This window comes from Novosphingobium sp. SG751A (genome assembly GCF_013149295.1).
Lineage (GTDB): Bacteria > Pseudomonadota > Alphaproteobacteria > Sphingomonadales > Sphingomonadaceae > Novosphingobium.
Genome location: NZ_JABGCB010000004.1, coordinates 173,492 through 186,088 on the forward strand (window position 1 = coordinate 173,492; position 12,597 = coordinate 186,088).

Consider the following 12,597-nt stretch of genomic DNA (forward strand, 5'->3'; position numbering starts at 1 on the left):
GCTCAATGCCAATATGTTTCCTATAACGACAAAGGCGCCCTGTCGCAATCGTCCTGTGCAGGATCCGTGATCGTTCAGGCGATGGTCCGGGATCTGCATTATCGCTCTTGCCATATCCCCCCAGGGGGGATATTTGCCCCGCCCATGACCGATCTCACCGCCCTTATCGCCCAGGATGCCGCCCATGGCTGGCTCTTCATTCCCAGCGCTATCGTGCTGGGCGCGCTGCACGGGCTGGAGCCGGGCCATTCCAAGACGATGATGGCCGCCTTCATCATCGCCGTAAAAGGCACAGTGCGTCAGGCGGTGCTGCTGGGGCTGGCGGCCACGCTGTCGCATACGCTGGTGGTTTGGCTGGTGGCGATGGGGGGAATGTGGGCTTTCGGCTCATTCCGGGCCGAGGACACCGAACCCTATTTCCAGTTGGCCTCGGGCGCGGTGATTGTGGCCATGGCGATCTGGATGATCTGGCGCGCACGCGCCGACCTGCGCGCGGCCCATGCGCATGACCATCATCACGGACACGATCATCACGATCATCATCATGGCCATCACCACGATCATCACCACGGGCATGGCCACCACCACCACGAACCCACCGAGGAAGAAATTCACGAACTGGAACTGGCCACCGGCGGCTATGTCGATGCCCATGAGGCCGCCCATGCCGAGGACATCCGCCGCCGCTTTTCGGGTCGCTCGGTCACCACGGGTCAGATTGTGATCTTCGGCCTGACGGGCGGACTGGTGCCTTGCCCCGGCGCGATCACGGTGCTGATGCTTTGTCTGCAATTGCACCGGGTGGCGCTGGGTGCGGTGCTGGTGGCGGGCTTCTCGGTGGGGCTGGCGCTGACGATGGTGGCTTCAGGCGTGCTGGCGGCGCTTTCGCTGCGCCATCTGGAAAAGCGCTGGAGCGGATTTGGCGATGCGGTGCGCAGGGCCCCGCTGATCTCGGGCGCGGTGATCCTGATCGTGGGGGCGGTGATTGCGCTTGACGGCGCGCGCCATCTGCTCTGAACCGGCGCGATGAGCCACGCCACCGACAAGGACCTGACCAACCGCCTCAAGCGCGCCAACGGTCACCTCGCCAGCATCATCACGATGATCGAGGATAACCGCAGCGCGCTTGATGTGGCCCAGCAACTGGCCGCTGTGGTGGCCGCGCTGGACAAAGCCAAGACGCGGCTGGTGGCCCATCATATCGAACATCACCTGACCGATACGCTGGGCGAACTGACGCCGGAACTGCGCGAGAAACTGGCGCAACTGTCGGAACTCGCCAAATATCTTTGAGACTTACCGGCGGGCCTTTTACCAGCGAGGACGCCAGCGCGGGCCGTCATCGCCATGGGCGGCGCTCTCCATCCACTGGCCGATCCGGTCATAGCGCCAGCCGATCTCGCGCACCGAGCGGACGTCGCCCTCGGCGCATTCATGGCGCTGGCGGTCTTCAAGGCCGTCGATGGCGGCATGGATGCGATTGGCGGTGCCGGGGTCGATATCGCCTTCGTCCACCTCATGATCCAGCCGGTTTTCCAGCCCATGGGCGCGCTGACCCGAACAGATGAAGCGCATCATCCGGTCCGCGCCTTCGTCGTGCCAGCCTGCCGCATAGGGGGCAGGCGCCCCATTGCCGACATAAACGCCCCAGCTTTGCGCCTGCGCGCTCCCCGCCATCACCAGACCCGCCGCCCCGATGGCCATTGCTCCGATCCAATGCCGCATGTCACTTCTCCCGTATCGGCAACGTGCCGATGAGACGGTTTTAGCGTGGGTGAACTTCCGACAAGCTGAATGTAATTGTCGTAAGATATTCATCTTGGAGCTTTTGCGGCACAGCCTATCCCAGACGCTCCAGCAGATCGGACAGCATCGGGCGCAGGCGGCGGATTTCTTCGCGGTGGGTGGCGCTCAGCCCCTCCAGCGCCACACGCGCCTTGTCGGTCAGGAGCAGCATGGCCTGACGCCGATCCTGCGCCGAGGGCGCGCGCGTCAACCAACCCTGCGTTTCCAGCCGGTCGACAAGCCCGCTGGCGCTGTGCGGCTTCAGGATAAGCCTTTCGGCCACATAGCCGATGGTCGCCCCGCCTTCGGGCGCGGCGCGAATTGCCAGCAAGGCCTGATGCTGTTGCGGCGTCAGACCAAAGCTTGCCGCCTTGTCCTCGCTGAACACCAGAAACTGGCGCAGCGTATGCCGGAATTGCGCCAGCAGGGCATAATCGGCTTCCTCCAGTTGAGACACGGCATTTCCTCTTCTTGATTTATATCGTACTGCGATATAGTTGCGCGATGCACAATTCGGAGCCATCTATGTCCGTTGCCCCCTTGCCGCCATCCCATTTCGCCCCAGACTTGCCAAACCTGCGCGATCATACCGCCGATCATCGCATGGTGTTGCTGGCCCTTGCCGCGCTGGCGGTGGGCGCAGGGGGCGCTGCCGGGGCGTGGGTGCTGCTGCGGCTGATCGCGTTGGCCACCAATCTGTTCTGGTATGGGCGCCTGTCGGTGGATGCCCCGCCCATGGCGGCGGGGGCCAATCCGGCGATGATCGTGCTGATGCCTGTTCTGGGCAGCCTGATCGTCGGACTGATGGCGCGCTATGGTTCGGAAAAGATTCGGGGGCATGGCATTCCCGAAGCTATCGAAACCATCCTCTATGGCGAGAGCCGATTGTCGCTGAAAGTGGCCATTCTCAAGCCCCTGTCCTCGGCCATTTCCATCGGCAGCGGCGGACCTTTTGGCGCCGAAGGCCCCATCATCATGACCGGCGGGACCATCGGCTCCCTCTTTGCCCAGCGTTTTCACCTCAGCGCCGCCGAGCGTAAAACGCTGCTGGTATCGGGCGCGGCAGCCGGGATGACGGCGATCTTCGGCACTCCACTGGCGGCGGTCCTGCTGGCGGTCGAGGTGCTGCTGTTCGAATGGAAACCGCGCAGCTTTGTCCCCGTGGTGCTGGCCTGTCTGGTCGCCCATGTGCTGCGCGGAGTTTGGCTTGGCGCAGGGCCGATGTTTCCGGCCAGCCTGACGATGCCTGCCGGGTTCTGGGCGCTGGCGGCGGCGCTTGGGCTTGGGCTGTTGCAAGGGGGGATGGCGGCGCTGCTTTCCAGCGCGCTTTATCGGGTGGAGGATGGTTTCCACCGGCTGCCGGTTCATTGGATGTGGTGGCCCGCGATCGGCGGTCTGGTGGTGGGGCTGGGCGCGCTGATCGATCCGCGTGTGCTGGGGGCGGGCTATGCCAATATTCAGGCGCTGCTGGATGGCGCGATGGGCGCGCGGGCGATCGCGCTGCTCTTGGCGGTCAAGGCCACCGTCTGGCTGATGGCGCTGGGGTCTGGCACATCGGGCGGGGTGCTGGCGCCTTTGCTGATGTTGGGTGGGGCGCTGGGCGCGCTGGCGGGCCTGTGGCTGCCGGGGGACGAGGGCGTCTGGGCGATGATCGGCATGGCCGGGATCATGAGCGGGGCGATGCGCGCGCCGCTGACGGGGGCCTTGTTCGCCGCCGAACTGACCGGGCATTTCGAGGCTCTGCCCCTTACGCTGGCCTGCGCGATCGGCGCCTATGGGGTCAGTGTACTGGTCATGCGCCGCTCGATTCTGACCGAAAAGATTGCCCGGCGCGGCCGTCATATCCGGCAGGAATATAGCGTCGATCCGCTGGAGCTGTTTCAGGTGGAGCGGATCATGACCCCCGCGCCCCAGACCATGGCCGACACGATGCTGGTGTCCGATGCGCTGGCCTTCTTTGCCGATGGTGCGTGGCATCGCTCCTATCCGGTGGTCAATGCGGCGGGGGGGCTTGTGGGCATGGTTTCACGCGGGGATGCGCTGAGCTGGCAAAGCGGCGGGAGGGAGGCGGACCTGTGCCTGCGCGATGTCCTCTCGGATGCTTCGGAGCCTTATGTCTGGCCGCAGACGCCTATCGGCGTGCTGGCCGATCTTATTCTGGAAACCGGCAAAGGGCGCATTCCTGTGCTGTCTCCCGCCGATGGCCGCGTGATCGGCATGGTGACTCGCCACGATCTGTTAAAGGCCCGTCAGGCCGTGCGCGCCGATGAAACGCTGCCTGCATGATGACGGGCGCAGCCGTCGGCTGCGCCCGCCTTCCATCCGCTCAGGCCTTTGGGAGGACTGATGTGTGCAGCGCGCGGATGGAAGCCTTTACCATCAGAATTTGACCCCGAAACTGGCGCCAAAGGTGCGGGGCGGCTGGATCGTGGCCCATGATACGCCCGATGGCGCAGGGGCAAGAGACGTGCCGGGGACCGACCCGCCGACATAGCTGAGCACCGCGCTGTTCTCCAGATTGCGCACCCAGGCCCGCGCAAACCATGCATGATCGGGCGCGGCATATTCAAGGCTCAGGTCGGTCTTGCTGTAGGCCCCCTGCCGCGAGGCGCCGTCGTAATTATAGCTCATCCAATAGCTGGCGCTGAAGCGCACCCCGGCGCGCAGCGTGACATTGCCGCCATTGGCCAGATCCCAGACATGCGAATAATCGACCGCCCCGGACAGGGATGGCGCATAGTTGAAGGGACGACCGCTCTTGTCCTGATTGAGGCCGCTGGTGAAGAGGAAGGGATAGTTGAAATTGTCATATTTCGACCCCAGCACTTCCATCGAAACGCCGATCTGGTCATGTGGCGAAAAGCGATAGGTGATGTCCAGATCCGCGCCATAGGTCTTGCCTGCGCCCGCATTGACCACCGAGGGCACGATCACCGGCGGCAGCGAGGGCAGGGGGAAGAGGAAGATGGTCTGGATCTGCTGGTTCTTGTAATTCCAGTAGAAACCCTGAAGATTGACCTGAAGTTTCCGGTCAAGGAAACTGTTCTTGATCCCCAATTCGTAGGAGGTCAGCTCCTCGGGCTTATAGGTCAGCAAGGGCACCAGCGTCGGGTCCACGCTCAACCCCGGCGTCAGGCCGGGCGTCGGCCCCGCGCCGAAGCCGCCCGCCTTGTAACCGGTGGCGATATTGCCATAGAGCATCGACTGGGGCGCCAGATCGAGATCGAAGCCCACCCGCCATGTCGCCTTCTGGCTGACCGCGCGCCAGTCCAGCTTGAATGTGTACTGGCTGTAGGGCGAATAGCTGATGTCATTGCTGGTATAGCCGGTTTCATGCTTGGAATCATGGGTATAGCGGATGCCGCCGGTGATCCTCAGCACCGGCAGCACGCGATAGGTGGCCTGGGCAAAGAAAGCATAGGAATCGGTCTTGTCATAGGGCGTACCGGTGGTCTGCAGATACATGTTCGCCTGTTCGGGCGAGGTCGCGCCGATAATCGGGAAGCTTTGCTGCACGCTGACGATATTGGGCAGGCTCTCGCTCAGTCCATAGGCGCCCAGCACCCATTTCAACCGGCTGCCGCGATCATCATGCGATCCCAGACGGACCTCGATGCTCTTCGATTTGTCGCTGACATTCTGCTGAAAGGCAAAGCCGTCGTCGGCGCTTTTCCAGTCCTGTTTATATTCGCGATAGCTGGGCAGAACGGTCAGCACGCCAATGCCGACATCCTGATCCAATTGGGCAAAGATGCCCCAGTTGCGGTTGATGACATGGGCGTCAGAAGGCACAATCTGGGTGTTGCCGCCCACCGGCGAGGGCATGGTGTTCTGCATATACCACGGGTTGTTGATGCCCAGCGCGGCGTTGAAATAGAAGCTGCCGTCGCTGCTCTTGACCGGAACGCGCTGGGCGCCCTTGCCGCTCTGATTGTCGAAATCCACGCCCAGCAACAGGCGCGTGCCCGACGAAGGCTTCCACAGCAGCTTGAGACGCGCCCCGCGTCCGTCCTCGTCATTGTTGCCATTGGTCAGATAGCCCTTGTGGTTCGAGGTGTGAAACGCCACGCGCGCCGCCAGCGTATCGGACAAGGGCAGGTTGAAAGCGCCCTCGGTCTCGACATTGTCGTAATTGCCGAAAGTGACATTGGCATAGCCGCCCCGCACGAAATCGGGATCGCGGGTCACGATATTCATCACGCCTGCCGTGGCGTTGCGGCCATAGAGCGTGCCTTGCGGACCTTTCAGTACCTCCATCCGCGCCAGATCATACATCTGCCCGCCCGCGCCCGAGGGCAGCGTCAGCGCCACGCCGTCGAGGTTGAAGGTCACCCCGCTGTCGGCATAGGGGTTGGAGGCGGTGTTGCCGACCCCGCGAATATAGACATTGGTCACGCCCATTTCGTGCATCACCTTCACGCCGGGCACGACATCGGCCACATCCTGTCCGGTGGTGATGCCCTTCTGCCGCAACGCATCCTCGCCCAGCACAGTGATCGAGAGCGGCGTCTTCTGGACCGAGGAAACGTGGCGCTCGGCGGTGACCAGAATTTCCTGAATGCCATTGTCTGTCTTGGCGGCGGACGTTTCAGCGGCCCGCGCCCCGCTCGTCATCAGCATGAAGGCCATCGCGGCCAGACCCGATGTGCGGATCAGATGTATTCTCATATTCCCCTCCCTTATGGTTGATTTTATTTCCAGACCCATTCGGTCCGGCCTGCCTTGCGCCGCCGCGTCCACAATTGGGCGTACATGACCGCGCCCGAGATCATCAGATAGAGCAGCCCCAGCGCCGCCAGCCCCGCCATCACGCGCCCCGGCATCCCCAGAAAATCGCCGCGATGGATGCGCTTGAGCCGTTGATGCCATTCCCATCCGGTGGGAAAGATCAGGCGTGGATAGCCCGGCTCGTTCATGGAGAGCGTGCGGCCGGTGTTGGTGTCATAGATGTTTTGCGAAGTGTCGGCGTCGGCGGCGATAACGATCCCCTGCCGATAGCCAGCGAAATAGCGCAGCCGCAGCACCTTGATCCCCACACCGGGATGATCCGCCCCAAAAGCGCGCAAGGTGGCCGCGCTCATCCCGGCCAATTCATCATCGCGCATCGGCGTGCTGAAATCCCCGGCAAAGGGATCGGGACCACGGGCGGCGGGCGGGGCCATCATAAGCTCAACCCCCGCTGCCACATTGTCCACCGCCAGCGCCAATCCGCTGGCCACCAGCCACAGCACCGGCAGGGCAGCGGTCAGCGCGACCGCGCGATGCAGCACCCGCCAGCGCGATCCGCCGCCCCAGAAAGGCGCATGACGCCCGATCTTCGCCCGCGCCCGATAGAGCCGAACATATTGCGCCAGCCCCGTAACCATCATCACCGCGATGGCCAGCCCCGCCAGCGCATTGACCGAGGCCGCCAGCAGGCCGAAATGCCCTAACCGGTGCCACTCCTTTAAATCGCTGCGGGTGGATCGCATGTCGGGCGGCGGCTGATCCCATGGCAAGGCGGCATCGGGCAGCGGGCGACCATCGGCCAGGTCGAAGATCAGGTCGCGCCCGTCCATCTTTGCATGGCCCGCCACCTGCCCCGCAAACCCGCGAATTTCCACCAGTTGCAACCCGGCATCGGGCATCGCCTTGCGCGCCAGCGCGGCGGTGCGGGCAATCCCTTGCGCATAATCCAGCCCGGCGGGCAGGGCAGGGCTGTCATAATCGGTGGCCGAAACCACGGCATAATTGGGCGGGCCATAGATATGCTCGCGGATCTTGCGCATGTCCGCCCCGGTTTCGGGCGCATGGCCCAGAATGGCAGTCATGTCGGCGGCTTCTATGCCCGCCCCCGTCGCGACGATAAACGCCATCACAGGCAAGGTTGCAAAGGCGCAAAGGCGGTGCCGGCGCAGCATGATCGTCTCCCTCCCGGCATCAGGCGCAACGGCCCGGCTCGGCTTGTTTTTTGGCTGTTCCTGCGGCGTCCGTCCGTTGCGCTGCAGGGGTTCGAGTTTCCTAGCGCGGCGCCCGCCTTTGCGGCAAACCGATAGGTTCGGATCGGCATGAGAGATCGGATAGGATTGACAGCGGGCCCGCTTTGCTGGCGATTGGGCGAGGAAACTGGGGCCTGAATGCTGCGTCAGACGGCAATACGGAGCTTGGAAGTCGGGGGAAAGCGATGCGTTTTGAAAGGCTTGATCTCAATCTTTTGGTGGCGCTCGATGTGCTGCTGGCCGAACGCAGCGTCTCACTGGCCGCCGAGCGGTTGTTTCTGTCGCAATCGGCGGCCTCAAGCGCGCTGGCCCGGCTGCGCGAATATTTCGGCGACGAACTGCTGATTACCAAGGGGCGGCAAATGACGCTGACTGTGCGCGCGGAAAATCTGATCGAGCCGGTGCGCGCGGTGCTGGATCAGATCCGTTCCACCATCACCGTATCCCAACCCTTCGACCCGGCCAGCGCCGATCGGCAGGTGCGCATCATGGCTTCGGATTATACGACGCAGGTGTTGCTGGCCGATGCCTTGGCCGATTTTGCCAGACTGGCGCCCGGACTGCGGTTCGAATTGCAGCCGATGGGGCGCAAGCCGGTCGAGGCGGTGGATCGCGGCTTTGCCGACCTTCTCATCACTATCGACTTCGCCGTCTCGCCCGATCATCCCAGCCGGTTCCTGTTCGAGGATGATTATGTGGTGGTGGGCTGTCGCTCCAACCGCACCCTGTCGCGCCCCCTCACGCCCGAGATCTATTTCGGCCTTGGCCATGTCACCGCGCGGTTGGGGCGCGGCCATATGCCCGCCTTCGACGAATGGTTCACCCGCCGCCAACGCCAGACCCGCCGGGTCGAGGTGGTCGCGCCCAATTTCCTTTCGCTGCCGCTGCTGGTGCTGGACACTGATCGCGTAGCCACGATGCACCGCCGTCAGGCCGAGCGCATGGTGCGGATCTTTCCGCTGCAGATCGCCGAATTGCCCTTTACCATGCCCGCCATCCGACAGGTGGTGCAATGGCATTGCGCGAACAACAGCGACAAGGCGCTGGCATGGATCGTTGAGCATCTGATCCTTTTTGCACAAGGCGACAAAAACGATCAGGCCGAGCCGCAGGAAGAACACGACGCAATGCTGCGGCGCTTCACTCTGGATTACCGCGCCCGTTAGGCCTTGGCGGCCGCGAACTGATCATAGGCCTCCACCGCCTGCGCGGCATACATCAGGCTGGGGCCGGCGCCCATATAAACGGCAAGGCCCATGGCATCCATCACCTCGTCCCGCGTGGCGCCATGTTTGAGCGCGGCCTGCGCATGAAAGGCCACGCAGCCATCGCAGCGGATCGCCACGGCAATGCCCAGCGCGATCAGCTCCTTGGTCTTGCTGTCCAGCGCGCCATTGGCGGTGGCGGCGCTGGCCATGGCGGAGAAGTTCTTCATCACATCGGGCGCGCCGATGCGCACTTCCTTGATTGCTCCCGACAGATCCTTGGCCATCTGCGGCCAGTCCTTGTTCATGGTAAACCTCCTTTACGGCGCCAGCGCGCCCGCCAATGCGTTAAGCTGCCATGCCGCGAGCAGGCGTTGCCCCTCGGCCTCGATCCTGCCCGCCTCGGCGGCGGTGGCCTCGCGCTCGGCGTCCAGCACGGCCAGCGTGGGTTTGGCCCCGACCTTGGCCTCCAACTGCACGCTGCGCAGCGCCTCGGCGGCGGCGATCGCACGGGCGGCGCTGGCCTCGACCATGCGCTGGGCGGTTTTCAGGCCGGTCCATGCCGAAATGACGGCGGTGTCGATCTGTTCGCGGGCCTCGCGGGCGCGGGCTTCGCTGGCGTCCACTCCGGCGTCGGCCTCATGGATCTTCGCCGCCGTGCGCCCGCCTGCCCAGATGGTCCAGCGGCCCCGGACGCCCACGGCCATCGCATCCGCGCGGTAATCGGGAAAGAACTGGTCGCGCGTGCGCGTCGCCTCGGCAAAGGCGCCGAGGGTGGGCAGGCTTTCGGCCCTTGCGCCTCGGGCACCGGCTCGCGCGATGTCGATGCCTTTTTCCGCCTGCGCCAGCGCGGGATTGGCGCGGTGCGCGCTCTCCGTCGCCTCGTCCAATGTCGGCGGCGTGGCGGGCAGGGGCGGCAGCGGGGCCAGATTGCCCGCCTCATGCCCGGTGGCCCGCGCAAATTGGGCCTCGGCGGTGATGCGGCGGCCCTGCATGGCGGCAAGGCCCGCCTCGCCCTCGGCCCGGCGCGCGGTGGCGGCGGCAAGGTCGGAGGCGGGGATCTCGCCCGCGTGAAAGCGCAATTGGGCCTGCCGCTCAACCTCGGCCAGCTCGGTGGTCAGTTGCTGAAACCGCGCCTCGATCCGCCGTGCGGTCAAGACCTCGGCATAGGCGGCCACCGCTCCCACCACCACGCGCGATCGCGCATCGGCCAGAGCGAGGTCGGCCATGGCCTTACCCCCCTTCGCCTGATCGATGGCGGCAGATACGCGGCCCCCGGCATAGAGCGGCATTTCCGCCCCCGCCCGCAGCGCCAGAGGCGTCACATTGCGCGCGGTAAAGCCAAAGAAACCACCATTGTCGATGCGGCCCGCGCCGATCTGTCCATCAACGCTGAACATGGGATTGCTCTGCGCCCGCGCTCCGTCCAGCCGCGCCTTGGCCTCGGCCTGCCCCGCCTGCGCTTCGGCAAGGGCGGGGGCATGGGCCAGAGCATCGGCGATTGCTGTGTTCAGATCATTGGCCTGCGCCGCATTGGCCCATGCCGGAACCGCCGCCACCAGCGGCAGCAGTATGAGTAAGCGGCGCATACCCAACCCTTCTTACTTGAACGTCGTGCCCGGCTTGACGCCCATGGCCCGAAACAGGATCGCGGCGGGGCAAAAACCGGTCACGCTGGCCTGAAGCATATTGGCTCCGGCAAACATGGTCAGGTAAATCCATGCCGGGTGGATGAAATGGGCGGCCAGCGCGCTGGCCAGAACGACGGTACCGGCAAAACGCATTACAGCGGTATCAAGTGTCATCGCAGGCTCTCCTTGGTTGTTTCTTTCAATTTGCTGATCCCCAGCATGTTTAGCGCGAGCTTCTCGTAAAGCGGCTCGCTGGTTCCGGAGCGGACTTTGTGGAGGAAGTATTTCTCGAAACCGACCTTGGCCAGATGGACCCATTTGCCATGGGACGCCCAGTTGACGTTGCGCGGCGGGATCTGGGGCTGGGCGACAAAGGCGACGCCGCCGTCGCCGAAATCGGCCAGACAGACCGCGTTCCAGCTTGGCACCTCGTCGGGTTCGCGCCCGTCCAGTTCGGCGGCGATATTATGGGCCACCGCCGCTACCATGCTCTCGATCATAAAGCCGGTCTTGGGCACACCCACCGGCACCGGGGTCGGCCCGATGGGCGGGATCGCCACGCAGACGCCCAGCGAATAGATGTTTTTGAAGGTCGGGTTGCGCTGATGTCGGTCGGCCAGAATGAAGCCGCGCGGATTGGTCAGGCCCTCGATGCCATAGACCGCCTTGACGCCCCGAAACGCGGGTAACAGCATCGAATAGCCGAAGGGCAGATCATGTGTCTTTTTGACCGCGCCGTCCTCGCCCAATTCCTCGACATGCATCATGCCCGGTTCGACCGCGGTGACGCGGGCATTGGTGATCCATTTGATATGCCGCTCGCGCATCTCGCTTTCCAGCAGGCCTTTGGTGTCGCCCACGCCGTCAAGGCCAAGGTGGCCGATATAGGGCTCGCTGGTGACAAAGGTCATCGGCACGCGGTCTCGGATTTTGCGGCGGCGCAATTCGGTGTCGAGGATCAAAGCAAATTCATAGGCCGGGCCGAAACAGGACGCCCCCTGCGCCGCGCCCACCACGATGGGCTTGGGATCGGCGCAAAAGGCATCGAAAGCGTCGGCGGCATCGGCCGCGTGATCGGTGCGGCATACCGAAACGGTGTGGCCTTCGGGCCCGAAACCGGGGATCTCGTCAAAGGCCAGTTCCGGTCCGGTGGCGATTACCAGCCAGTCATAGGTCATGCTGGTCCCGTCGCGCAGGTCGATGCGCTGATCGGCCGGATGCACGCGCAACGCGCCGACACTCGTAAAGCCAATGCCCTTTTTCTTCATCACCGGGGCCAGCGGCACCCGGATCGCATCGGGTTCACGCCAGCGCACCGCCACCCATGGGTTGGATGGCACGAACCAGTAATCGTCGCTGTCGGAAATAACGGTGACTTCAGCGCGACCCCTTGTGGCGTCGCGGATTTCATAGGCCGCGACCGTGCCGCCAAGGCCGGCTCCCAGCACAACGATTCGGGGCAAAGTGGTTCCGGGCAAGGACATGGTTCTGCTCTCCCAATGCTGTGCGGGCCCAGCGATTTGTGGATTTTGGCGGCGGCAAGGGAATGTAGCCGCTTTCAATCCTGCTTGACTAATATTATATTTAAGGCATATAAGCAAGTGGTGTTTTTGTCGGGCCGTTCTGCCCGGGGCATAAGGATGCAATGTCATGATCTTCGGCTTTGGAAATTCGGCCCAGCACCGCGAAATCAACGCCCATGAACTGGCCAATATGCTGGCCGCGAATCAGGCGGTGGTGGTCGATGTGCGCGAGCCGGACGAATTTGCAGGCGGCCATATTCCCGGTTCGATCAACATGCCGCTGTCCACCTTTCAGCCCGGCCGCCTGCCCGCGCCAGAAGGGCGCCAACTGGTGCTGACCTGCCTTGGCGGCAAGCGTTCGGGCATGGCGCTGGATAAATGCGCCGCCGCGCAGGCCAGTGTGGATACCCATCTGGCGGGCGGTTTCGGCGCATGGACCAAGGCTGGTCTGCCGGTCGAGCGCTGAAGCATAAAA

13 protein-coding genes are annotated in these 12,597 nt (G+C 63.9%); 5 read left to right on the forward strand and 8 right to left on the reverse strand.

What is annotated here, in order from left to right:
• The first annotated feature begins 144 nt into the window (after positions 1-144).
• Complete coding sequence (locus tag FHW96_RS06870) at positions 145-1,017, forward strand: nickel/cobalt efflux transporter (protein ID WP_172339801.1); 873 nt, start codon at positions 145-147, stop codon at positions 1,015-1,017.
• A 9-nt stretch (positions 1,018-1,026) separates the two neighbouring features.
• A complete protein-coding gene (locus FHW96_RS06875; protein WP_172339802.1) occupies positions 1,027-1,293 on the forward strand; it encodes a metal-sensing transcriptional repressor in 267 nt (88 codons plus the stop codon).
• 18 nt (positions 1,294-1,311) lie between these two features.
• On the opposite strand, the gene FHW96_RS06880 is transcribed toward FHW96_RS06875, so the two are convergent.
• A complete protein-coding gene (locus FHW96_RS06880; protein ID WP_172339803.1) occupies positions 1,312-1,725 on the reverse strand; it encodes a histidine kinase in 414 nt (137 codons plus the stop codon).
• Between the two features lie 115 nt (positions 1,726-1,840).
• Entirely contained in the window at positions 1,841-2,233 is a 393-nt protein-coding gene (locus FHW96_RS06885) for a MarR family winged helix-turn-helix transcriptional regulator (protein WP_253950806.1), read from the reverse strand.
• A gap of 155 nt (positions 2,234-2,388) precedes the next feature.
• Here FHW96_RS06885 and FHW96_RS06890 point away from each other — a divergent pair, with 155 nt between their 5' ends.
• A complete protein-coding gene (locus FHW96_RS06890) occupies positions 2,389-4,071 on the forward strand; it encodes a chloride channel protein (RefSeq protein ID WP_253950797.1) in 1,683 nt (560 codons plus the stop codon).
• Positions 4,072-4,164: 93 nt separating this feature from the next.
• Here the strand turns inward: FHW96_RS06890 and FHW96_RS06895 are convergent, their stop codons facing one another.
• Together FHW96_RS06895 and FHW96_RS06900 are read right to left on the reverse strand one after the other, a co-directional pair.
• Positions 4,165-6,453 (reverse strand): TonB-dependent receptor, encoded by a 2,289-nt coding sequence (locus tag FHW96_RS06895; RefSeq protein ID WP_172339806.1) that lies wholly within the window; start codon positions 6,451-6,453, stop codon positions 4,165-4,167.
• A 23-nt stretch (positions 6,454-6,476) separates the two neighbouring features.
• Positions 6,477-7,685, reverse strand: a complete 1,209-nt coding sequence (locus FHW96_RS06900) for a PepSY-associated TM helix domain-containing protein (protein WP_172339807.1) — start codon at positions 7,683-7,685, stop codon at positions 6,477-6,479.
• Between the two features lie 263 nt (positions 7,686-7,948).
• Here FHW96_RS06900 and FHW96_RS06905 point away from each other — a divergent pair, with 263 nt between their 5' ends.
• Complete coding sequence (locus tag FHW96_RS06905; protein WP_172339808.1) at positions 7,949-8,929, forward strand: LysR substrate-binding domain-containing protein; 981 nt, start codon at positions 7,949-7,951, stop codon at positions 8,927-8,929.
• Here FHW96_RS06905 and FHW96_RS06910 read toward each other — a convergent pair.
• The 4 genes from FHW96_RS06910 to FHW96_RS06925 are packed head-to-tail and all read right to left on the reverse strand — an operon-like array spanning position 8,926 to position 12,083.
• Positions 8,926-9,276, reverse strand: a complete 351-nt coding sequence (locus tag FHW96_RS06910) for a carboxymuconolactone decarboxylase family protein (RefSeq protein WP_172339809.1) — start codon at positions 9,274-9,276, stop codon at positions 8,926-8,928. The two genes, FHW96_RS06905 and FHW96_RS06910, sit on opposite strands and share 4 nt — an antisense overlap.
• 12 nt (positions 9,277-9,288) lie before the next feature.
• Positions 9,289-10,557, reverse strand: coding sequence for a TolC family protein (locus FHW96_RS06915; RefSeq protein ID WP_172339810.1), 1,269 nt, complete (start codon positions 10,555-10,557; stop codon positions 9,289-9,291).
• 12 nt (positions 10,558-10,569) lie between these two features.
• Entirely contained in the window at positions 10,570-10,773 is a 204-nt protein-coding gene (locus FHW96_RS06920) for a DUF2892 domain-containing protein (protein WP_172339811.1), read from the reverse strand.
• Positions 10,770-12,083 carry an NAD(P)/FAD-dependent oxidoreductase gene (locus FHW96_RS06925; protein WP_172339812.1) on the reverse strand — a complete coding sequence of 438 codons (1,314 nt, stop codon included), beginning with the start codon at positions 12,081-12,083 and terminating at the stop codon, positions 10,770-10,772. Before FHW96_RS06925 ends, FHW96_RS06920 begins: the two co-directional genes overlap by 4 nt.
• 166 nt (positions 12,084-12,249) lie before the next feature.
• Here FHW96_RS06925 and FHW96_RS06930 point away from each other — a divergent pair, with 166 nt between their 5' ends.
• A complete protein-coding gene (locus tag FHW96_RS06930; protein WP_172339813.1) occupies positions 12,250-12,588 on the forward strand; it encodes a rhodanese-like domain-containing protein in 339 nt (112 codons plus the stop codon).
• Positions 12,589-12,597 lie beyond the last annotated feature (9 nt).

Bases quoted from the DNA above. Each gene is read 5' to 3' on its own strand.
- FHW96_RS06870 (WP_172339801.1), top strand. From the start codon at position 145: ATGACCGATCTCACCGCCCTTATCGCCCAGGATGCCGCCCATGGCTGG.
- FHW96_RS06875 (WP_172339802.1), top strand. From the start codon at position 1,027: ATGAGCCACGCCACCGACAAGGACCTGACCAACCGCCTCAAGCGCGCC.
- FHW96_RS06880 (WP_172339803.1), bottom strand. From the start codon at position 1,725: ATGCGGCATTGGATCGGAGCAATGGCCATCGGGGCGGCGGGTCTGGTG.
- FHW96_RS06890 (WP_253950797.1), top strand. From the start codon at position 2,389: ATGGTGTTGCTGGCCCTTGCCGCGCTGGCGGTGGGCGCAGGGGGCGCT.
- FHW96_RS06895 (WP_172339806.1), bottom strand. From the start codon at position 6,453: ATGAGAATACATCTGATCCGCACATCGGGTCTGGCCGCGATGGCCTTC.
- FHW96_RS06900 (WP_172339807.1), bottom strand. From the start codon at position 7,685: ATGCTGCGCCGGCACCGCCTTTGCGCCTTTGCAACCTTGCCTGTGATG.
- FHW96_RS06905 (WP_172339808.1), top strand. From the start codon at position 7,949: ATGCGTTTTGAAAGGCTTGATCTCAATCTTTTGGTGGCGCTCGATGTG.
- FHW96_RS06910 (WP_172339809.1), bottom strand. From the start codon at position 9,276: ATGAACAAGGACTGGCCGCAGATGGCCAAGGATCTGTCGGGAGCAATC.
- FHW96_RS06915 (WP_172339810.1), bottom strand. From the start codon at position 10,557: ATGCGCCGCTTACTCATACTGCTGCCGCTGGTGGCGGCGGTTCCGGCA.
- FHW96_RS06920 (WP_172339811.1), bottom strand. From the start codon at position 10,773: ATGACACTTGATACCGCTGTAATGCGTTTTGCCGGTACCGTCGTTCTG.
- FHW96_RS06925 (WP_172339812.1), bottom strand. From the start codon at position 12,083: ATGTCCTTGCCCGGAACCACTTTGCCCCGAATCGTTGTGCTGGGAGCC.
- FHW96_RS06930 (WP_172339813.1), top strand. From the start codon at position 12,250: ATGATCTTCGGCTTTGGAAATTCGGCCCAGCACCGCGAAATCAACGCC.